Here is a 21,655-nt window from a genome sequence, read left to right as displayed (position 1 = left end):
GGAGAATGTGATAAAGTTGTTGTGAGCTAAGTGACCGGATTTCTCATTTGGTCATTTTTTAGGGGTGGAAATGATGGCAGTTGATCGACGACAATTAATTATTGAAGCAGCGACACAGTCCTTTTCTAAGTTTGGTTACAAGGCGACGACCATGGATCAAGTGGCAAAGGCCGCCAATGTAGGGAAGGGAACCATCTATACGTTCTTTGAAAACAAGGAAGACCTGTTTGATGTCATTATTTCTACTTTAATAAAAGAAATGAGAACGGCAGCTGAAGAAGTTATCGATGATCAAGCTTCATTAAGAGAAAATGTGCATCGTTCCATCTACCGCATTCTCGAGTTTCGCAAGGAGCATCAGCTGACCATCAAATTATTTCAAGAGGAACGAGAAATCGGAACGCCAAAGGTTTTGGAAGTCATAAGAAGGGTAGAAAAAGCAATTATTTCTTTTATCCAATTGAAACTTGACCTGGCCATGGAAAGAGGGGAAATTAAAACCTGTAATTCCGAGCTCACGGCTTTTGTTGCAGTGAAATTATATGTGGCCCTCATCTTTGATTGGGAAAGGTATCATGATCCTTTGAGCAAAGAAGAAATTGCTAAGCTCTTTGAATTGTATTTATTTGAAGGATTGTCTGTTTAATAGGGAATCCTTTTATTTTGTTCTAAATTGACCAATTGGACATTTTGGTCAATGTGTTTATGAAGGGGGAAAGAAGGAATGAAACGTTCTATATTCGGTGAATGGCGGGCGATTTTAACTAATCGGAAGCTCTTGATACCGGTTATTGCGATCTTTTTTATCCCATGCATGTATGCGGGGATGTTTTTATGGGCGTTTTGGAATCCTTATGGTCATTTGAATCGCCTGCCTGTCGCGATTGTGAACCAGGATAAGGGCGCGGCATTAGACGGGGATTCGATTAACGTCGGTAAGGATTTTGTCACGAACCTTAAGAAGGATAAGACATTTGATTACAAGGTCATGAGTCAAAAAGAGGCAAATGCTGCCCTTAATCAGAACAAACTTTATATGATTATTGAGATTCCAAAGAATTTTTCTGAAAATGCAGCGACACTTACCAATGACAATCCAAAGAAAATGCAATTAACTTATGTTCCGAATGAAGGCTATAACTATATTTCGGGGCAGATTGATAAAAATGCAATGAACGAAATAAAGGCGTCAGTCCAAGAAAATGTCACCAAAACCTATTCTGAGACCGTTTTTGGAAAGTTAAAAGACGCGGCTAAGGGATTCAAAGAAGCCAGTTCCGGAGCCAAAAAGCTGGATCAGGGAGCTTCAGGTGTCAATAAAGGGGCTGACCAAGTGCATTCGGGTCTAAAGAGTTTAGCAACTAATACAGCGGCCTTTAAGGACGGTCTCTCGACAAGTCAATCGGGAACTTCTGATTTATTATCAGGGGTGCAGGGCTTAAGTTCTGGATTAAATGCGCTGCAATCTGGAGAAGGTCAACTGTTAAATGGAGTTAAAGCCTCGCAATCAGGGACAAATGACTTAGCCTCTGGTATTTCACAAGTTGCATCCGGTTTGAATACAGTCGATTCAAAGATGCAGGCTTTGAATCAAGGAACTCAGAAGGAAGCAACAGGGGTTAATCAGCTTAATCAATCGATGCCGGCTCTGCAAAAGGGTGCCGCCGATACAGCGGCTGGGGCTTCTCAGTTGAATCAAAGCATTGCCCAAATGGAACAGCAAATGATTGCCCAACTCGACCAGGCTTCAGAACAAGAGCTTGAAGGATTGTTGCCTTATTTACAAGCATCCATGACGCCTGAGCAATTGGCTGATTTTCAGGCAAAAGCTAAAAGTGAAGAGGATGCACGAGATCAACAAATTAAAGCGTATTTCGATCAATTGAAAGACGGAAGCTCAAATCTTGCTTCCGGGTCTAATGAGTTAAGCCAATCTATTTCAAACAGCCTTGTGCCAAGTGTATCAAGCTTAAATCAGGGCATGGGACAGATTAACCAAGGTCAGCAACAATTGAGCGATGCCGTTCACAAGCTGTCTGGCGGCGCAGCCGATTTAAATACAGGCGTTAAAGCTCTTCAATCAGGAGAGAATCAGCTTTTGTCGGGCTCCATTACGTTTAATGAAAAACTGCAAGAGGCGGCACAGGGCTCCAATCAAGTCTTGTCAGGTACGCAAAGTCTCAACCAAGGCCTTTCACAGTTATTAAATGGGGCTATTCAGTTAAACAATGGATCTGAGAAACTCGCAACCGGTTCTGGTACTTTAGCAACTGGAACCAAACAGTTGGCTTCAGGAACTCATCAATTGTCTAGCAGTTTAGGTGATGCCGCTTCTCAAGCAGCACCTTCATTGAAAGCGAACGATAAAACGTATAATATGATGGCTTCGCCTGTTCAACTTAAGAGTAAGACCATCCATAAAGTATCGAACTATGGTACGGGGTTTGCTGCCTATTTCTTATCTCTCGGCTTATTTGTAGGAGCTTTACTTATTTCGGTGGTTTATCCCTTTGTTGAACCGGCCATTAAGCCAAAAAGTGGCTGGGCCTGGTATTCAAGCAAATTTTTCACACTGGCAGGTATTGGGGTGTTCCAATCCTTTATCGCAGTGGCCGTCATTTTGTTTGGACTTGGACTTAAGGTGCAGTCGGTGCCGCTGTTTATCTTAACGGCACTCATAACAAGTTTTACGTTTATAACGCTTATTCAATTATTGGTTTCCGCTTTGGGAGACCCTGGGCGTTATCTCGCTATTATGATTTTAATTTTACAGCTTACAACTTGCGGCGGAACCTTCCCGGTAGAACTCATACCATCTGCGCTTCAGCCGATTCATAGCTTTTTACCAATGAACTATTCCATGCTCGCTTTCAAATCCGTTATTTCTTTAGGTGATGCTCATCTATTATGGCAGAGCCTGTTAATACTGATCGGCTATGCTGTAGTCTTTATAATTCTTGCTAGTCTAGTCTTTCAAGCTAAGTTTAAAAAGACGTATTCATTGACACAAGAAGAAGCGGCATAAAAATGTCTCCACGGGCTTTTGCCTGTGGAGGTTTTTTCATACATTAAGATGCATGGGAAAACGCCTTCACCTAGGGGGTTGACGATAGCCAAGTTTTCTTTATGAAAAAGTGTGAAGAGTCACAACGTAAAATCAGGCATATACTCATAATTAGCGTATAAGCATCGAGTGATTTATACTTTAAGTAAACATCCTTAAAAAGGTAGAGGGGAATCAACATGGAGATAAAAATTAGTCAAGAAGCTATGGATTGGTTCAAGGAAGAAGTAGGTGTCGAGCCCGGCAATGGAGTCCGTTTCTATTCTCAAATTTATGGAACAAGCCCTGTACAGGAAGGCTTTGCACTCGGTTTCACGGTAGATAACGAACCAAAAAATGTAGCCGTTCAGACAAAGGTCGATGACGTCTTGTTCTTTGTTGAGGAAGGCGACGTCTGGTTTTTTAATGGTCACGACTTGCATATAGACTATAACAAGCAAAAGGACGAAATCGAGTTCAACTATGTAAAACCTTGATTGTTATGAGTTAAATAAAGAGGCTGAGGCCGTGCCCGCGGATAGCGACGTATTTTGACGGAGCGTTTCATAAATGACTTAACGAAAAACCGAACCCATCACGTTAAAATGTGTGAATAAGTTCGGTTTTTTCTATTTGTAAACTACTTCTGTCCCATCCTCACATAAGTAAGAATGCCAGAAAGGAGAGGCAAAATAGAGAAATGAGGATACGGAAAAAAATTAGATGTAACAAGCATTCGCTAAATCACCGAAACCTAGGCCGTTTTCCAATTAGGAGTAACAAGCATTCGCTATTCTCTTAATGAGTTGGGGATTGCCTATTCCGGCTCATTTAAGAAAATCTCATATTTGTTGACTTTCGGACCAGTGCCCTGATCTCTCCAAAATATAAAAAGAGTAATCGCCTTTTTAATGAATTTCATTAGAAAATCGTTCGATCAGGTCATGGATGCTGAGGGCGCCAAGGTTTCCTTCTTTTCGTTTGCGGAGCGCGACGGTCTCTTTCTCCATTTCTTGATCGCCAACCACTAACATATAAGGGATTTTTTGTTTTTCGGCTTCTCTAATTTTTAACCCGATTTTTTCATTCCGGTTGTCTACCTCGACGCGAAAACCTGCTGATTCCAGTTCGGCTTTTATCTTATAGGCATAGCTTGCATGGGCATCCGCAATTGAAACGATTTTGGCTTGAACAGGGGCAAGCCAGAGAGGAAATTCCCCTGCATAATGCTCAATTAAGATGGCCAAAAAACGTTCAACCGAACCATAAATGGCGCGGTGAATCAGCACAGGGCGATGGGCATGATTATCTTCACCCACATAGGAACAGTTAAACTTTTCCGGCATCTGGAAATCCAACTGAACCGTTCCGCATTGCCAGCTTCGCCCAAGGGAATCGAGAATATGAAAATCAATCTTTGGTCCGTAAAAGGCACCATCGCCAGGATTGAGATGGTAAGGGACCATTTTCTGCTTAAGAACAGATTCTAAAGAGGATTCTGCCTGATTCCACAGCTCTTCTGAACCCATAAAGTTTTCTGGCCGCGTTGAAAGTTCGACCTTATATTCAAAACCAAAATGGGAGTAAAACTCATCAATTAATTCGAGTACTTTTTCGAGTTCAGATTCGATTTTTTCAGGGGGCACAAATAGATGCGCATCATCCTGCGTAAAGGAGCGGACTCTGAGCAATCCATTTAAAGACCCAGATAGTTCATGACGATGAACCAGTCCGAGCTCGGCATAGCGGATTGGAAGTTCTCGATAGCTTCGTCGTTTACTGTTGAAGATGAGAATGGCACCGGGGCAGTTCATCGGCTTAATGGCGTAATGCTGATCATCGACCTTTGAAAAATACATGTTCTCGTGATAATGGTCCCAATGACCGGATTGCTCCCAAAGCTCCTGTTTCATCATAATCGGTGTTTTAATTTCCTGATAGCCGGCTTTTTGATGCTTTTTCCTCCAGAAATTCTCGAGTTCATTCCGGATGACCATCCCGTTTGGCAGAAAGAATGGCATGCCGGGCGCCTCTTCCATAGAAGCAAACAGCTCTAACTCTTGACCCAACTTGCGATGATTACGTTTTTCAGCTTCCGATTGATGAATCATTTTAAATTCCTCCTATTGTTTTTAATATAATTAAAACCGCACTCTTCCCTAAGATAGGGACGAGTGCGGTCGTGGTACCACCCTAATGCCAAGAAGCTGTTTGGATTGAAGCTTCTTGCTCGAAAAGGATAACGGTTAGTCCGATTATAGATAATTTGGGTGTGCCCCATTTCCCTATAATAGCTCCAAGGGGGTAAATCCATCGGGTTTCTTCAGGGCTCTCAGTCGGTGACCCTGTTCTCTGTATAGAAACTTTCGAAGGATTCATGTCCTTATCAACGCTAAAATTATTTATTTAAAAAAATAAAAAACCGCACTCCTCCCTATGATAGGGACGAGTGCGGTCGTGGTTCCACCCATAATTCCAAAAAGCTCAGTTATCCATTAGCTTTTTGCTCGATAATGATAACGGATTTCCCTATCATGGATAGTCTGGTTAAAACCATTTCCCCATAATAGCTCCAAGGTGGTAAATCATTCGCTTTTCTTCAGGGCTTTCAGCCGATGACCCTGATCTCTTTTAAGAAAATGAACGAGTGATCCATGTCCTTGTCATTGCTTTCTATAACGTTTAAATTATTGTTGCCATCTTAATACAAATTATTTAAACGGTCAATAGGCATTAGTCATACTGGAGAAATTTTTAATTTTGTATCAAGACAACAAATAATGAGCGCTCGGCTTTTAAGTTAATGTGTTTCTTTTTCAACCAATTCTTTGAGTGCGTCTAGCTTATTCTCCCAATAGGTTTCAAAAAATGAAAGCCATTGTTTCAGCTCTACCAATGGCTCTGGTTGCAAAGTAAAACGGGTTTCACGCCCAACCTTCTGACTTCTGACAAGACCTGCTTCAGAGAGGATGTGAAGATGTTTGTTAATAGCCGTGCGTGTGATTGGAAATTGAGCGACGATGGCTGCGATCGGCATTTCTTGGTCTGCCAGCAGTTTCAATAGACTGCGGCGGGTGGGATCCGAAATCGCTTGGAACACATCGCGATTGTGCTGCTCGGCACTCATCTCTATGCTCCAATGATTTTAGAAAGTTTATCTTGGACTAGCCTATCCCAACCTGTACTCATATGATTTCGAATAGCTGAATGTGGCTGGTCAAACTCTGTGACTTTTTCTGAATCCCAGCCGGAATGGATTAAGGTGAATTCTGTTTTTTCAGGAGCTAATTTCTTTAATTCAAAGGTAAGCTCCCAATCATTCCCCCATGTAAAACTTAAGCGATAAGGCGGATCGATCTCTGTTACTTTGCAAGGTGAATCGCCATACTCACCAGCGTGAAGAACAAATTCATACCCTAATACAGGCTCAAAAGTATTGGGCATCCACCAGGATTCAAGACCTTCTGACGTCGCGACGGCCTTCCAAACTTTTTCAATAGGGGCATTTAGAACAATGTTTTTTGTAATAGGCGGTAGCAGTTCCTGATGGTTCATTTTAAAAACCTCCGGTCATTATGTAACACCTTATAGTGTCATAATGATTATATCACCAAAAGGTGTTATGTCTATAGTAGATTTGACCAAGAACCGTTAATATCGTAGAATCATGGCCATATTATATAAGTTTTTGTTTCACTCCATAAATGATTTGAGAAGAGGAGAAGCACGAGATGGGACTTGTTAAAAAGCTGCTAATTAAAGAAGGGTTTCATGTAACGGTAGTAAATGCTCCGGCTGATTTTCAGCTTCCTACTGAGGAACTTCCGAGCAATGTTAGTCAGTCGGTGGGACTAGAGGAGTCTCATTATGATTTGATCCTGTTGTTTGTTTCCAGTTCGCAGGAGCTAGCACAGTATGTCCCCTTACTCATCCCTAAATTGGATAGGAACACCTATTTGTGGGTGGCCTTTCCAAAGAAGAGCTCAAAGATAAAAACAGACATCAATCGCGATCATGGCTGGGAAAGGATTGAAGAGGCGGGTTACCTGGGAGTTTCACTTATCTCCATTGATGACACCTGGTCAGCATTTAGAGTGAGACATAAAAGCTTAGTGAAAACCAAATAGGCTAAGCGGGGAAAAGGAGGAGACGGTTCTCCATTAATATGAAACAAGAGAACCGTCCCCGCGTTTCACCCGCGTTTCAGGGGGGAGTCATTTGAAACTAGTATTAATTGTGGGACCGCAGGCTGTGGGAAAGATGGCAGTTGGTCTAGAGTTAGCTAAAAGAACAGGGTTGAAGCTTTTTCATAACCACATGACGATAGATTTGGTGTCTCCTTTTTTTGATTACGGCACTAAAGAGGGAAAACGTTTAGTTAATCTATTTCGTCAGGAAATCTTTGAAGAGGTATCCAAGAGCAATCTCTATGGATTAATTTTTACGTATGTTTGGGCATTTGATCAACAATCAGACTGGGATTATATCAATGGAGTTTGTGAGTTGTTTGAATCAAGAGGCGGGACCGTGTACTTAGTAGAGTTAGAGGCTGACCTGAATGTTCGACTGGAACGCAATAAGACTCCGCTTCGGCTTGAACAAAAGCCGACTAAGCGAAACCTTGAATGGTCTGAGAACAATTTAAAGAGTTCCATGGAAGCGTACAGGCTGAATTCTTTGGAGGGGGAAATACAAAGAGAGCATTATCTTAGACTAGATAATACAGACCTATCTGCCGTGGAAGCGGCGAGAATGATTCAAGAAACTTTCGACTTGTAAGAAGGAAAAAGAGAGGACGGTTCTCCCTAGTATGAAACAGGAGAACCGTCCCTGCGTTTCCTGCGTTTCTAATTAATAGACTCGATCTCCGTTAAAGATGGAGTTTTTGACGATGACGTAATCAACGGTGCGAATCGCGTCCAGCTTGTTGCCGCCAGCGTAAGAGATAGAAGATTGAAGGTCTTGTTCCATTTCAATCAAGGTGTCAAGAAGGGCCCCTTTGTGCTCGACATACATCCGTTTTCCCTCGACATTCTTTCTTTCCCCTTTTTGATACTCAGATGCTGAACCAAAGTATTCTTTATACAATTTGCCATCGCGCTCAATGGTTTGTCCGGGGGATTCTTCGTGTCCTGCAAATAGAGAGCCAATCATGACCATCGATGCCCCGAAACGAACGGATTTGGCGATGTCACCATGAGTCCGAATGCCGCCATCCGCAATAATCGGCTTAGTAGCGGCTTTTGCGCACCAGCGGAGAGCGGCAAGCTGCCAGCCTCCTGTACCAAATCCTGTCTTAATTTTCGTAATACAAACCTTACCAGGTCCGATTCCCACTTTTGTTGCGTCTGCTCCAGCATTTTCGAGCTCCCGAACGGCTTCAGGGGTACCAACGTTTCCAGCGATAACGAAGCTGTTTGGCAAATGCTTTTTAATATGCTGAATCATGTTGATCACGGCATTGGAATGGCCATGAGCAATATCAATGGTGATGTATTCGGGAGATAGTTGTTCCTTTTTAAGTTCTTCAATAAACGCATATTCTTCTTCTTTTACTCCTACACTAATCGAGGAATAAAGGCCGCGGTTCATCATATCTTTAATAAAATGAATACGTTTCTCAGGATTAAAGCGATGCATGATATAAAAGTAATCGTTTTCGGCTAAAAACACAGCAATTTTTTCATCGATAATGGTTTGCATATTAGCTGGTACAACAGGAAGCTTGAAAGTTCTGCCGCCAAACTGTACGCGTGTATCACATTCTGAACGGCTGTTAACAATACATTTATTAGGAATTAGCTGAATATCTTCATAATCGAATACGTTTTCCATTTAGTTTTACACTCCTAATCCGAACGTTTATATTTAATCTGTGATAAATTGTTCGTACATTTGGTAATTTACCTTAATTTTTGTTCAATGTCAAATGTCGTCTTTCAAAATCTTAGCTCGATCTACCCCCTATCTTCTGCACTTAGTCCATGAGTGATGCACTTTTGATTCATTAGCAGGTGTAAAGGTCAGATGAATTAAAATGATTCCTCACAGGCCCATTGATTTCAAAATAGTTTGTTGATAAACTAAGGGAGAATGTTGCGAAGGAGGTATCTATTTTAGACGTCATGAAGAACTAATCCATTTCCCACACAAGTTTTATAGTGATAAGGGAACCTCTGTTTTGTGCAGAGAAGAGAGGATTAGTCTGTCTAAAAATAGATATCGGATAAGCAGCCATATTTTTATAGGAGAGCGAAGAGTCGTTTGAAGGTGTGTATGTTGAACGAAGGAACGGTCTCCTAGGTTAACAATGGTTTGCTGTTCTATTTTAAAACGATGACTAGATCTGAATTCTCACGGAGCACAAGCAGACGCTTGTGCTTTTTTGGTGCAAAAAAGGCATTATAAGAGGTTCTCTCCCGAAAAAGTTAGCCAATTAGTGAGTGAGGAGATGATGTCTGGATGCCAGTCTTAAAAGCCGAAATGATTCATGTTGAAATAAATGGAAGAGACATTTTGAAAAATGGTTCAATTGAACTGGAGAAAGGGGAGCATGTGGCTCTCATTGGGCAAAATGGAAAGGGGAAGACCACTTTTCTTAAAGCCATACTTGGCCAAATACCTATTTCAGGCGGGAAACTCATGTCAAAATTTGCGGAATCAGATTGGGCATGGATGGCGCAGTCTCCTGAAGCAGCGGATTCAGAAACCGTCCGAGAGTTTGTCGAGAGAGAGCGACCAGTGCTGAATAGATTAAAGCAACAAATGAATTGCCTTTCAAAAGAAGCCGAGCACGATCCAGCTTTTACTGAAGCTTACATGAAGGTGCTTCAGGAGTTTATGGATTTGGACGGTTATGAATGGGAGACGCAAGTGGAGCGGTCACTCATGCAGATGGGGATCGCTGAGGATAAGTGGGATCAACCTTTTTCTGAGCTTAGCGGAGGGCAAAAAACAAAAGTGCAGCTTGCCCGCATGCAGCTGAAAGAGGCCTCTTTCCTTATCTTTGATGAACCAACCAATCATTTGGATGTGGAAACGATTCACTGGCTAGCTGAATGGATCAATCATTATAAAGGAACCGTTTTGCTTGTTTCTCATGACCGGGCGTTTATTGATAAGGTAGCCCACACGACTTATGAGCTCACGGATTCAGGAATAAGAAAATATAAGGGCGGCTATAAGGACTATCTCGCTCAAAAAGAGCTTGAGCGTGAAAGTCTTGAAGCCGCTTATAAAAAGCAGGAGCAAGAGCGCAAGAGCCTGGTTGAAGCGATCTCAACCTATAAGACATGGTTTAATAAAGCGCATAACGCAGCAAGTGAACGGGATCCCCATGCCAAAAAACGAGCGAATAAAAATATGACGCGTTTTAAAGCAAAAGAAGCGGCTCTTGAACGCTTAGAGAAGCATCGTGTGAAGAAGCCTCAGGAAGAAGAGGGGATTAACGTCTCTTTTGATGCACAGGCGTTTTCAAGTCCTTCCATGCTTCATTTTGATCATGTTGATTTTGGGTACGGAGGAAGACGAGTGTTCAAGGACATTTCTTTTTTCATTGAAAAAGGAGATCGATTAGGGGTATTAGGTCAAAATGGTGCCGGGAAAACGACGCTTTTAAATTTAATAATCGGTGACATTGAGCCCGATCAAGGTGTGATCTATAGGCATCCTGAACTTAAGATCGGTTACTTTAAACAAGAGCTGGATCAATTACCTGAAGAAAGCACGATTTTAGATTATATTTTAACGCTTCCTGGGCTTACCCAATCTGAAGCAAGAACGATTCTCGCATGTTTTCTTTTTCCAAAAGAAGATGTCTTTAAACCGATTAAGAGCTTAAGTATGGGAGAAAAGTGCCGTGTTGCCTTTGTTCGCCTTTATTTATCAGAGGCGAATTTGCTCGTCCTGGATGAACCGACTAATTATTTGGATATTGCGACAAGGGAAAAAATAGAAGAGGCATTGACACTCTATCCTGGAGCTGTGGTATTAGTGTCCCACGATCATTATTTATTACAGAAGGTGATTACAAGGGTGATCTCCCTTTATGATGGTTTTCACTATTTTCCTGGTACCTATGCAGAGTGGCAATCGGTTAAAGAGGAGCGCGGTTATGATCAGGAAAAGAGGAGACAACTAAGCACCCTTCAGCTCCAATACACCCAGTTGGTATCTGAAGAAGTCGAACAAGAGGAAGAGCAGCGGGGACTCTTAGAAAGGATTAAGGAAATAAGACAACAAATTGCACGGCTTGAACAGGAGTTAGACATATCCAACTAACAAAAGGGGGCATTGGCCCTCTTTTAAAAAAATTATTAACATAATTACCCTTTTGATGATGCGAGAGATGACATCATCGCCGCATATATAGATATTTTAAAAGGAAAAGTAAACAGTGAAGCATGAAAATTAAACAAGAACCTTGGGCTATTTTTAGACCAAGGTTCTTTTTCTACTTGTTGAATAATTTTAGTTTTTTGTATTTGAGGTTTTTGTTAACTGAGTGCGATAACCAAAATAAATAAAATAACACTACCAATGGGATAAAAAACACTCAAGATCATTGACAAAATTGATAATCTCAGAAAGATTCGCTTTTTCTCTAAAAATAGTATAAATGTAATAAAGGACATCACAAAGCTTATACACATGAGCACTTCATAACTGATAATTAAAGCATCACTAACATCTGACCTTAGCTCATAATAAGATATTATAAAATAACCACCATGATTTAACTCATGAATGGACATAAGTACAGGAGATAGAAAAGTAATGAGACTTAAGAGGATTGAACTCAAAAACAGAACACGATGAAATGTTGAAAGGCTTTTCATGTTTTTTCCTCACAAACATGGTAGTGTAAAACTTTATAGAGAAAGAAGTTTTAAAATTTTAATATAGAGTTAGAGGGCTTTCAAGCTAAAAATGTACCCCCTTAATATTAGGTTTGATGAAGTTATCGCATGTAAACTATATCCCTAATTAAAGGAAGTGACAAGATATACCCTTAAAATATAACCAATGTATTCACTTTTTGAAACTTTATAGAACAAAAAATTCGAATCATGTTGCCCCTATTGATCGACAAAGGCATGTTTTATTAATGACAAACTGGTTACTATTGAAAGAAATTGGTTTACCCTTTTAAATTTAAATAGAAGGAGTTTTTTATAATGGTGATGATCAGAGAATATAGAGATCATGAATTAGAACACATTCGAACTCAAAGAGTCAAGGCCTATGAGGAGCACGCTTCTCGACTTCCATCCGCTCACTGGGAGGCTTTAAAACAAGCTATTTCTTCGGCAGCAGATGTGGACGAGGGAGCAGAGCTATTTGTAGCTGAAGTAGACGGGGATATTGTCGGGAGCGTCGTTCTGTGTCCTGAGAACACAGATGCGTACAAAGGTCTAACTGGGATGTCTGAATTTCCTGAGATCCGAATGCTTGCAGTGGCTCCTCGGGCCCGGGGAAAAGGAGTGGCTCGCAAGCTTATTCAGACGTGTATCGATTTAACTCGCGAGTGCGAACACAAAGCAATAGGTCTACATACTGGTGATTTTATGGAGCAGGCTATGGCTCTCTATACAAAAATGGGTTTTGAACGGTTGGCTGAATATGATTTTGAACCTGCTGGCGATGGCATTATCGTTAAAGCATTTCGCTACGTTATTCCTGAAAGTAACGAATGAGTGGGATAAGTTAGGGGATAAGTGTGGAAGACTATGTATATACTCTACAGAATCAAGGAGGATACATACGTCATGAGTCCATTTTTGCATAATGCCATGTCGATATTATACATAGCCATACCGGTTTTATTTATCGTTGCTTTAATCATTCTTACAGGTAGAAGACGGGGTAAGGGAAATCAATAGACAACAAAAAGATGAGGCAAAGCAGAATGGACTGCTTTGCCTATAAGAATTGGAAAAATAGCGACTGTCTTTTTCTAGAGCTTTTCTTATTAGGACCGGCGCCGAAAACCTAATAGCCAAACAAGGAGTCCACAGGCTACCATTAGACAGCAAGTGGTGCAGACGCCTGTCCATCCCCACTCTTTCCAAGCAAAGCTTCCAAGAGAGGAACCGAGTGCGCCACCTAAAAAAGTACTGACCATGAAAACGGTATTGAGCCGGCTTCTCGCATGGGGGGCGAGCGGGTAAATTCGCGATTGATTGGCAACTTGTGTACCCTGAATTCCTAGATCTAACAGAATAATACCAATGATTAACCCCCACAGAAATGAGCCAATTGTCCCGAATAATATAAAAGAAAAGAAGGTAAGGGCCATTAGCGATCCGGCAATTATTTTGGGCTTCACTCGGTCAGCTGCCCGCCCAACGATAGGGGCCATGGACGCACCGACTACTCCTACCAGACCAAATAGTCCCGCAATTTGGCTATTAAAGTTGTAATGAGGGCCTTCTACAAAATAAGTGAGTGAGGTCCAGAAAGCGCTAAAACTGCCGAACATCATCGCACCTATAATGGCAGCTTCACGGAGCGTTCCATGCTGCTTCACAAGGGTGAAGATGGATTGAAAGAGCTGCTTATATGTAATGGTTGTATCCGGTTCATTCTTTGGCAAGAAAAGGCGCAAGGTCACAGCCAGAAGGAGCATAAGGACGGCAGCGAGCCAAAACATAATTCGCCATCCAAAAGTGCCACCGACCAAGCCTGAAACAGTACGAGCAAGCAAAATACCAAATAACAGACCGCTTGAGACAGTCCCAATTGCTTTTCCTTGTTCCTTAGGAGGTGCCAGTGAAGCGGCAAGCGGCAGCATGATTTGAGGGACGATCGTTGTGATTCCGACCGCAAGACTGGCTATGTACATCCAAGTCATCGTTTGAGCGGTTGCTACACCAATTAGAGAAAGGGTGACACAGAGAAGTAAGATAACGATAAATCGACGCCGTTCTTTGATATCAGCGAGCGGGACGAAAAAGAAAAGACCGATCGCATAGCCTATTTGGGTAAACATTGAGATATTTCCGGTTTGATGGGCATTGGTGTGAAATATGTGACCAATGTCAGCAAGGAGAGGCTGGTTATAATAGAGGTTAGCTACCCCTATTCCGGCAGTAACCGCCATGAGAAGCATTAATCCTCTTGAAAGCGCCCAGTCGGACTGTTTTAAATCTGTTTCGTTCAAACGCTCTCCTTCTTTCTATAATTTGTGATTAATGAATAAAATTACTCTTACATTTTTAAGCTATCTGGTACAAAAGTCAATGGATGTGCTTTTCTCTTATTCCAATCAATAAGTAGGTGTATTCTCAAGTTTTTATGATAAGATAGTGTGGAATTCCTTTCCTAATGTGCTGTTCTCTTAAATTTATTAAGATTATCTTAATAAAAATAGACTAAAATAGAGTTGCAGGGGATATTTCAAGAAGGGTGGATAAAACATTGAAGGAACAAAAGATCTCAGGCCTTTTGAAGCTGTTGAAGCTTAATAAGCAGCCTGCTACCAAAGCGGTACTCGTACTTGGGAGCGGACGTTCTGGGACATCTGTCTTGACTAAAGGACTTCATTTTATGGGAGTTGACCTAGGAAATGACAAATTTATTAAACCAACAAAGGTTAACCCAAAAGGCTATTTTGAAAATGAACATATTTTAAATCTGCACAAAAAAATAGGATCAAAGCTAAAATTCCGTCCTTCTCCAGAAGGGTATGAGAATCAGCGAAATATAAAACAGTATAGAAAAGAGTTAGAAGACTACGTTCGTGAAACGTTTTCTGATAAACCTGTATGGGGATGGAAAGATCCGCGGACTAACGATTATTTGGCTCTTTGGAAAGCCATTTTGAAGGATGTTAACGCCGAACCCCATTATGTCATCATCATTCGTAACCCGATCGATGTTGTGTCCTCAAATATCAGGGCGTGGGATCGCGATGAGATGTGGGCTCTAAGACAGTGGCAATTAAGAACCTTATTATCGCTTCGAGACACTTTTGGCGGAAAAAGGGTTATTGTTTCGTATGAAGAGCTCTTCGATACACCGCTTGAATGTCTCAGACGGATTTCAAATACATTGGATTTACCATGGCCAAAAGACGAGGCGCATCTCCAAGAGCAATTGGATGAATTCATCGATCCTAATCTCCAAAGAAGCCGGTCAGATATTGATCTGGATGCCTTTAAAGAAAGAGATGATCTAACGGACGATGTTAAAGAACTCTATTTATTAGCATTAGAGGGTGTCCGCTCACAAGAGTATTTTGACTCTCAAGCCTATCATGACCGTGTTGAAGCACTCTATCAGAGATACTTAAAAGATTATGGAACACTTGAAAGAAATCCGCCTACAAAAGAAAAGAAACCAAAACCAGTATAAGACAAAAATGGGGAACTCATCCGAGAACCCCATTTTTTTATTCACTTAATAGACCAGACCGATTGATCAAGTATTAATTAAAGTGACGGAAGTTGGCACGGCGATCGAGAATTTGCTCATGAATTTCTCTTACGCGCAGAAAGTGCTCAAGCTCTTCTGTGCTCAATTCCCGTTTCCGCACAGAAATCATGAGAGTGAAAGCTAAAAGATTCAATTTCAGCATATTAACACCCTCCCTTCGTTGTATAGTCGTTTCATTTAAAGCCAATCTTCTCCTCAAGCCAAGCGTACGTAGCGGTTTTAATTGCAATCATTTACAATTCCTCCTTTTAATGGTAATAAAAATATATATAAAAAAACCATGGCATGATACCATGGTTTTTTCATCACAAAGGATTAAAATAGAAAACCCACGGGACCTTATTGACAAGGGCTCGTGGGCGTAATGACGATATTGAATAAACAATCAGTAGTCAAAATAAAGAACCGTATGAGGCCGAGTCATGTAAAACCGTATGAAATTGTGTTGAATAAACAATAATGGTCTTTTTCATGATACTCACGCCTCCTTTTGTATTAGCAATTAACATACTACATGATTGTTTTTGATTTGTAAACCTATTTTCTCATTTTTCTCATAAAATTGGACTTAAACCTATTTTTTCTAATCATCAAATGGACTTAAAGGTTAAATAACCTTAGTTATGAGCTTCTGTTTGAGCCATACCTTTAATTAAAACCTCTGCTACTTCTGGTCTTGAAAATTCTTTTGGCGGCTTTTGTCCGCTTCTCAAGAGTTCACGCACTTTCGTTCCGCTTAAGTGGATATGTGCAGATGCATCATGTGGGCAGGTTTTAGGTGTTCCCATGTTCCCGCATTCCGTGCAGTAAAAAGCATGTTCAAACTTCATGATAGCAATCCCGAGTTCTGGTTCAAATTGTGAAATAAATTCTTGGGCTTCATAAGTGCCATAGTAGTCACCGACACCGGCATGGTCACGACCGACAATGAAGTGGGTACAGCCATAATTTTTTCGTACAATGGCATGCAGAACGGCTTCCTTTGGACCTGCATAGCGCATAGCAGCAGGATAGATGACAAGACGGGTGCGATCCTTAGGGTAATAGTGTTTAAGGATGACCTGATAGCTTTCCATCCGAATTTCAGCTGAAATATCATCGGATTTTGTCTCGCCGACGAGTGGGTTTAAAAGCAGCCCGTCAACTGTTTCAAGTGCACATTTTTGAATATATTCATGGGCACGGTGAACCGGGTTGCGAGTTTGGAAGCCAACGATTGTTTTCCATCCTAGCTCTTCAAAAAGCTGACGTGTTTCACTTGGATCTTTATAAAATTCAGCAAACTGATCATGGTTAGGACGATTTAACAGCGAAATCGGGCCTGCTAAATGAACGTCGCCTCTCTCATACAATTTTTTTACACCTGGATGAGCCTTGTCTGTCGTACCATAGACATTCTGTGCTTCTAGTTCTTTGTTATAACGGTATTTTTCTTCGAGCTTAAGTGTGGCATAGATAACGCCATCTTCGCCTTTTAATGCAATGCTCTCACCGACATTGAAACGGTCCGCTTCCTCAGTGGAGACGCCGAGAGTAATAGGGATACTCCACACAAGTCCACTATCAAGACGGGTTTGATTGATTACATTTTCATAATCAGCCTGTCCCATAAAACCAGTCAGAGGGCTGAATCCTCCTATACCAATCAGCTCAAGGTCAGAGACCGTCCATGCTGATACTTGTAGTGATTGTAAGCTTTGAGCTTGCTTAAGAGCGTCTTCACGCTCCTTGCCAGTTAATTCGCGGTTAATTAACTCACCGCCATGTGCCGAAATTGCCAAAGTAAAAAACCTCCTTAAATTAGGTCGCTTAAATACGATAATACAATGTCCTTAATATTTCATTAATGTCCTTGCCAATTTATTATAAAACATTTTAAATGTTTTTCCGAGTGTAAAGGTAGGAATACCATTATCAAGGGGGACAGACCTCAACATCCAGTTATCCTTTCAGTAGAGGCCAGTCCCCTGCTGAAAGCAAAGTAAAACTTTCGGTAGAGGCCTGTCCCCGCCGTGTTCCACAATGCCATTATGAGGGGGATGGAATCAATCAAGTGTAGATTAGCCTCATAAACCGTATGGATGGCTGTAATTGGGATGGAGGGGTTAGCGGAAGAGGGAGAACTTTTAATTCAAAGCTTGCTTTTAAATCTACCATCATCCGGAACTTTTTCCATTCACGCTGTTCACGTACTTGGCAGCTTTCTAGATGGTTTTGTTGCTTTAGAACATCGGCAGCCTTTGCTAAATTGTGATTTAAGGGAAAGTGTTCTATTTAACATTTTCCCTATTTATAAGGGGAAAGGGAAAGAATAAGGGGATTCATTCTTTCCCCCATTTTTTATCCTTCCACATTTTATACCAAACAAAGGAACCAGCAGAAGCAATAATTAAAAGGATGATCATGCTGATTAAATAAGTTAAGTTGGAAAACATGCTGAGCACCTTGCCTTCCATTAAATAGTTAGGTTTAGTTTAACCTTAATTGAAATATTAATGCTTTAAGGCATTGCATCTGTTAAGGTTAGAATTATTGAGAGAATATGACAAGAAAGATGGGAGGATTATTAATGGCTAAGTCAGTTTTATGTGTTGGAGAACTGCTCATTGATTTCTTTTGTACGGATATTGAGTCGGATTTAATAGATGGACATCATTTTTTCAAAAGTGCGGGCGGGGCACCTGCCAATGTCACGGCAGCCATTTCCCGGTTAGGTGGGACAGCTTTGTTTAGCGGTAAGGTTGGGAGCGACCCTTTTGGCTTCTTTTTAAAACAAACGCTTGATGATGTTGGTGTTGATACGTCTCTCTTAGTAATGGATAAAGCGGTTCCGACGACTCTCGCCTTTGTTTCACTTAAGTCAAACGGTGACCGTGATTTTGTTTTTAATCGGGGAGCGGATGCTCATTTGAAATTGGATGAGATTGATACAAAGAAAGTGGAGGCATCCTTTATCTTGCACTTTGGTTCAGCCACTGCGATGCTGAGCGACCCGTTTTGCACTACGTATTTTCAAATGATGGAGGATGCTCATAAGAGGGGGCAGTTCCTTTCCTTTGATCCCAATTATCGAGCAGACTTGTGGAAGGAGAATGCCGAAACATTTATAAAGCTTTCTAAAAGAGCAATAGCCTTAAGCGATTTTGTCAAAGTCAGCGATGAAGAGCTTGCTCTTATTACTGGGATCGAGCGGGTCGAAGAAGGGGTGAGGGCCCTTCATAAGCTAGGGGCTAAGGCAGTAGCCGTAACATTAGGGAAAGAAGGGACCTTTGTTTCTTTGGGGAGTCAATCTACCACGGTTCCAAGTATCCCAATTCAATCAGTCGACTCGACAGGTGCAGGGGATGCTTTTGTTGGAGCCGCTTTGTTCAAACTCGCTCAATCTGAAGACCCGCGAACGATTTTAACTGATTTTGAAGAACTGCAAAAGGTGATCGTTTTTTCCAACAAAGTAGGAGCCATTGTGTGTACAAAAATCGGCGCAATCGTTTCCTTACCATCACTTGAAGAAGTTGAACAATGGTGAAACGCGGGGTGAAACGCGGGGGGGGAACGCGGGGACGACGGAACGCGGGGACGGTTCTCCCGTTTCATCTTAGAAGGGCAACTAGTTTGAGAACCTAGGCGTAACCAGGATTCGCTATTCGCTTCTCAATGGTCCGTTTGACAAATTAGGCGTAAAGAGAATACGCTATGGCCCCAAAAAGGTCGCCGATTTGAGCAAATAGGGAATCGCCGTTACACTTAAAAAAGTTAGGCGTAACGAGAATACGCTATGACACCAAAAAGGCTCTCGATTAGAGCGAATAGGGAATCGTCGTTACACGAAAATGAATGAGGCGTAACGAGAATACGCTATGGCCCCAAAAAGGTCGCCGATTAGAGCGAATAGGGAATCGCCGTAACACTTAAAAAAGTTAGGCGTAACGAGAATACGCTATGACTCCAAAAAGGCTCTCGATTAGAGCGAATAGGGAATCGTCGTTACACTTAAAAAAGTTAGGCGTAACGAGAATACGCTATGACTCCAAAAAGGCTCTCGATTAGAGCGAATAGGGAATCGTCGTAACACGAAAATGAATGAGGCGTAACGAGAATACGCTATGACTCCAAAAAGGCTCTCGATTAGAGCGAATAGGGAATCGTCGTAACACGAAAATGAATGAGGCGTAACGAGAATACGCTATGGCTCCAAAAAAGGTCGCCGATTTGAGCAAATAGGGAATCGCCGTAACACGAAAATGAATGAGGCGTAACGAGAATACGCTATGACTCCAAAAAGGCCCTCGATTAGAGCAAATAGGGAATCGCCGTTACACTTAAAAAAGTTAGGCGTAACGAGAATACGCTATGACTCCAAAAAGGTCGCCGATTAGAGCGAATAGGGAATCGTCGTAACACGAAAATGAATGAGGCGTAACGAGAATACGCTATGGCCCCAAAAAGGTCACCGATTAGAGCAAATAGGGAATCGCCGTAACACTTAAAAAAGTTAGGCGTAACGAGAATACGCTATGGCTCCAAAAAAGCCCTCGATTAGAGCAAATAGGGAATCGTCGTAACACTTAAAAAAGTTAGGTGTAACGAGAATACGCTATGGCCCCAAAAAGGTCGCCGATTAGAGCAAATAGGGAATCGCCGTTACACTTAAAAAAGTTAGGCGTAACGAGAATACGCTATGACTCCAAAAAGGCTCTCGATTAGAGCAAATAGGGAATCGTCGTTATACGAAAATGAATGAGGTGTAACCAGGATTCGCTATTCGCCTCCAAATGGTCCGTTTGACAAGTTAGCCGTAACCATGATTCGCTATTCCCCTCCCAATGCTAAATGGGCCATTTGACAAGTTAGGCGTACCCGTAAAATAATCTTAAACAATTATTAAGGTAATGCCGTTAAAGTGTAAGTAGATTGGCTTGTTGATTTTGAACGCTCTTATTCAGAAAAGGAGGCATTCGTTTTGAGGTCCAAGGAATCGAATGTAATAAATAGATGGGCAAATTAATCAGATTCGGACTTGTTGGTGGGGTAAACACGGGGATTGACCTCCTTATGTTCGCCCTTTTTGTGCATTTTCATATTCCTTATACAATAGCTCAATGTCTATCTTATATTTGTGGCATGCTGAACAGCTATATCGTTAATCGAAACTGGACATTTGAGGCAGTGTCTCGTCCGACAAGTCGAGAGATGGTGTTATTTGCAGGCATAAATTTGCTCAGCCTTGGTGTTACTGAGGGAATGCTTGTCTTCTTCCATCACTCGTTGTTTCATTCGTTGATGGCAAGTAAGCTTCTCGCAACTTTAGTTGGTTTAGGAATCAATTTTATTGGAAGCAAATATCTCGTATTTAAGAATACCGCACAAGTGGATCCTCAGTGATAAACAAAAAAACTTGTCTCCTGCTTGTAATATAACTCAAGCTGTGGATCCAAGTTTTCTTGTTTTACAAAGTGTTACCCTGATTCGTTTGCCTTTCTCTAGAAGAGCAGGCCGCTTAAAGGGTAAACAGCAGGACCTTGAGAAGTCAAGCAACAGAAAACAAACTGTTTTGAACACTCGAATGTAGAACTCCTGCATTCTCTTTTTCTATTATGAAGGTTCCTTTTTACTGCTAATCAAATTCATCCATCTTCCAAGTTAACAACACGTTCAAAAATAACAATAATCAGAGGCTGCTACTCCTCTTTTTACTACCTAAAACGACGAAAGCCCTACCTCTCTTTCATCTTTACGGTTCCTCGACCGAGCCAATGGGATTCAGGTATGAAGATTAAAACTTGAATCGCGAGCTTTGAATGGTGTTTGGGAAGGACAGTACTGTGGGGTAGGAGCGGTGTAAACCACTCGACTCATTTTCTTGATGTAGTGAAAAAGGGGGGGCGAACAAAAGAGGACCTTCATTATGAAGGCCCTCCTCATTATAGGCAGAATTAACCTTTAACAACGTTAGAAGCTTGTGGTCCACGGTTACCTTGCTCGATGTCAAAAGTAACAGTTTGGCCTTCTTCTAGAGTTTTAAAGCCATCGCCTTGAATTGCGGAGAAGTGAACGAATACATCGTCTTGACCTTCAACTTCGATAAAACCAAAACCTTTTTCAGCATTAAACCATTTTACTGTACCTGTGTGCATTAAAAAACCTCCAAAATAGATCCGAAATTGTACACTACCCATG

18 protein-coding genes are annotated in these 21,655 nt (G+C 41.5%); 10 read left to right on the top strand and 8 right to left on the bottom strand.

The annotated features are described in order from the left end of the window. Positions 1-73: 73 nt before the first annotated feature. The 3 genes from PU629_RS18985 to PU629_RS18975 all read left to right on the top strand — a co-directional run bounded on the left by PU629_RS18985 (position 74) and on the right by PU629_RS18975 (position 3,540). Positions 74-646, top strand: a complete 573-nt coding sequence (locus PU629_RS18985; protein ID WP_275281600.1) for a TetR/AcrR family transcriptional regulator — start codon at positions 74-76, stop codon at positions 644-646. Positions 647-724: 78 nt separating this feature from the next. Then, positions 725-3,025 carry a YhgE/Pip domain-containing protein gene (locus tag PU629_RS18980; protein ID WP_275281599.1) on the top strand — a complete coding sequence of 767 codons (2,301 nt, stop codon included), beginning with the start codon at positions 725-727 and terminating at the stop codon, positions 3,023-3,025. A 218-nt stretch (positions 3,026-3,243) separates the two neighbouring features. Further along, positions 3,244-3,540: a HesB/YadR/YfhF family protein gene (locus tag PU629_RS18975; protein WP_275281598.1), complete on the top strand. Its 297-nt coding sequence runs from the start codon at positions 3,244-3,246 to the stop codon at positions 3,538-3,540. 411 nt (positions 3,541-3,951) lie between these two features. On the opposite strand, the gene thrS is transcribed toward PU629_RS18975, so the two are convergent. The 3 genes from thrS to PU629_RS18960 all read right to left on the bottom strand — a co-directional run bounded on the left by thrS (position 3,952) and on the right by PU629_RS18960 (position 6,598). Then, positions 3,952-5,154 (bottom strand): threonine--tRNA ligase, encoded by a 1,203-nt coding sequence (thrS, locus tag PU629_RS18970; RefSeq protein ID WP_275281597.1) that lies wholly within the window; start codon positions 5,152-5,154, stop codon positions 3,952-3,954. Positions 5,155-5,843: 689 nt separating this feature from the next. Then, positions 5,844-6,170: an ArsR/SmtB family transcription factor gene (locus tag PU629_RS18965; RefSeq protein ID WP_275281596.1), complete on the bottom strand. Its 327-nt coding sequence runs from the start codon at positions 6,168-6,170 to the stop codon at positions 5,844-5,846. Between the two features lie 2 nt (positions 6,171-6,172). After that, the gene (locus tag PU629_RS18960; RefSeq protein ID WP_275281594.1) at positions 6,173-6,598 is read right to left on the bottom strand and encodes an SRPBCC family protein; all 426 of its coding nucleotides are present in this window, start codon (positions 6,596-6,598) and stop codon (positions 6,173-6,175) included. A 176-nt stretch (positions 6,599-6,774) separates the two neighbouring features. Between PU629_RS18960 and PU629_RS18955 the strand changes: the two genes are divergently transcribed. Both PU629_RS18955 and PU629_RS18950 read left to right on the top strand, forming a co-directional pair. Further along, positions 6,775-7,170 (top strand): hypothetical protein, encoded by a 396-nt coding sequence (locus PU629_RS18955; RefSeq protein WP_275281593.1) that lies wholly within the window; start codon positions 6,775-6,777, stop codon positions 7,168-7,170. Between the two features lie 91 nt (positions 7,171-7,261). Continuing rightward, entirely contained in the window at positions 7,262-7,822 is a 561-nt protein-coding gene (locus PU629_RS18950) for an AAA family ATPase (protein ID WP_275281592.1), read from the top strand. Positions 7,823-7,894: 72 nt separating this feature from the next. Here PU629_RS18950 and guaC read toward each other — a convergent pair whose 3' ends face one another. Then, positions 7,895-8,878, bottom strand: a complete 984-nt coding sequence (gene guaC / locus PU629_RS18945; protein WP_275281591.1) for a GMP reductase — start codon at positions 8,876-8,878, stop codon at positions 7,895-7,897. A gap of 627 nt (positions 8,879-9,505) precedes the next feature. On the opposite strand from guaC, the gene abc-f reads away from it, so the two are divergent. Then, positions 9,506-11,323 (top strand): ribosomal protection-like ABC-F family protein, encoded by a 1,818-nt coding sequence (gene abc-f / locus PU629_RS18940; RefSeq protein WP_275281590.1) that lies wholly within the window; start codon positions 9,506-9,508, stop codon positions 11,321-11,323. Between the two features lie 896 nt (positions 11,324-12,219). Further along, positions 12,220-12,738, top strand: a complete 519-nt coding sequence (locus PU629_RS18935) for a GNAT family N-acetyltransferase (RefSeq protein ID WP_275281589.1) — start codon at positions 12,220-12,222, stop codon at positions 12,736-12,738. Positions 12,739-13,013: 275 nt separating this feature from the next. On the opposite strand, the gene PU629_RS18930 is transcribed toward PU629_RS18935, so the two are convergent. Beyond that, the gene (locus PU629_RS18930) at positions 13,014-14,204 is read right to left on the bottom strand and encodes an MFS transporter (protein WP_275281588.1); all 1,191 of its coding nucleotides are present in this window, start codon (positions 14,202-14,204) and stop codon (positions 13,014-13,016) included. Between the two features lie 257 nt (positions 14,205-14,461). Between PU629_RS18930 and PU629_RS18925 the strand changes: the two genes are divergently transcribed. Then, positions 14,462-15,397, top strand: a complete 936-nt coding sequence (locus tag PU629_RS18925; RefSeq protein ID WP_275281587.1) for a sulfotransferase family protein — start codon at positions 14,462-14,464, stop codon at positions 15,395-15,397. A gap of 73 nt (positions 15,398-15,470) precedes the next feature. On the opposite strand, the gene PU629_RS18920 is transcribed toward PU629_RS18925, so the two are convergent. After that, positions 15,471-15,620 carry a YrzI family small protein gene (locus PU629_RS18920; protein ID WP_275281586.1) on the bottom strand — a complete coding sequence of 50 codons (150 nt, stop codon included), beginning with the start codon at positions 15,618-15,620 and terminating at the stop codon, positions 15,471-15,473. Positions 15,621-16,095: 475 nt separating this feature from the next. After that, positions 16,096-17,259, bottom strand: coding sequence for a sulfate adenylyltransferase (gene sat / locus PU629_RS18915; RefSeq protein WP_275281585.1), 1,164 nt, complete (start codon positions 17,257-17,259; stop codon positions 16,096-16,098). 788 nt (positions 17,260-18,047) lie between these two features. On the opposite strand from sat, the gene PU629_RS18910 reads away from it, so the two are divergent. Together PU629_RS18910 and PU629_RS18905 are read left to right on the top strand one after the other, a co-directional pair. After that, entirely contained in the window at positions 18,048-19,004 is a 957-nt protein-coding gene (locus PU629_RS18910; protein WP_275281584.1) for a carbohydrate kinase family protein, read from the top strand. A 1,466-nt stretch (positions 19,005-20,470) separates the two neighbouring features. Beyond that, complete coding sequence (locus PU629_RS18905; protein WP_275281582.1) at positions 20,471-20,860, top strand: GtrA family protein; 390 nt, start codon at positions 20,471-20,473, stop codon at positions 20,858-20,860. Between the two features lie 551 nt (positions 20,861-21,411). Here PU629_RS18905 and PU629_RS18900 read toward each other — a convergent pair. After that, positions 21,412-21,612 carry a cold-shock protein gene (locus tag PU629_RS18900; RefSeq protein ID WP_275281581.1) on the bottom strand — a complete coding sequence of 67 codons (201 nt, stop codon included), beginning with the start codon at positions 21,610-21,612 and terminating at the stop codon, positions 21,412-21,414. Positions 21,613-21,655: the final 43 nt, after the last annotated feature.

This window comes from Pullulanibacillus sp. KACC 23026, from assembly GCF_029094525.1.
Lineage (GTDB): Bacteria > Bacillota > Bacilli > Bacillales > Sporolactobacillaceae > KACC-23026.
This window is presented reverse-complemented; position numbering and strand designations above follow the sequence as displayed.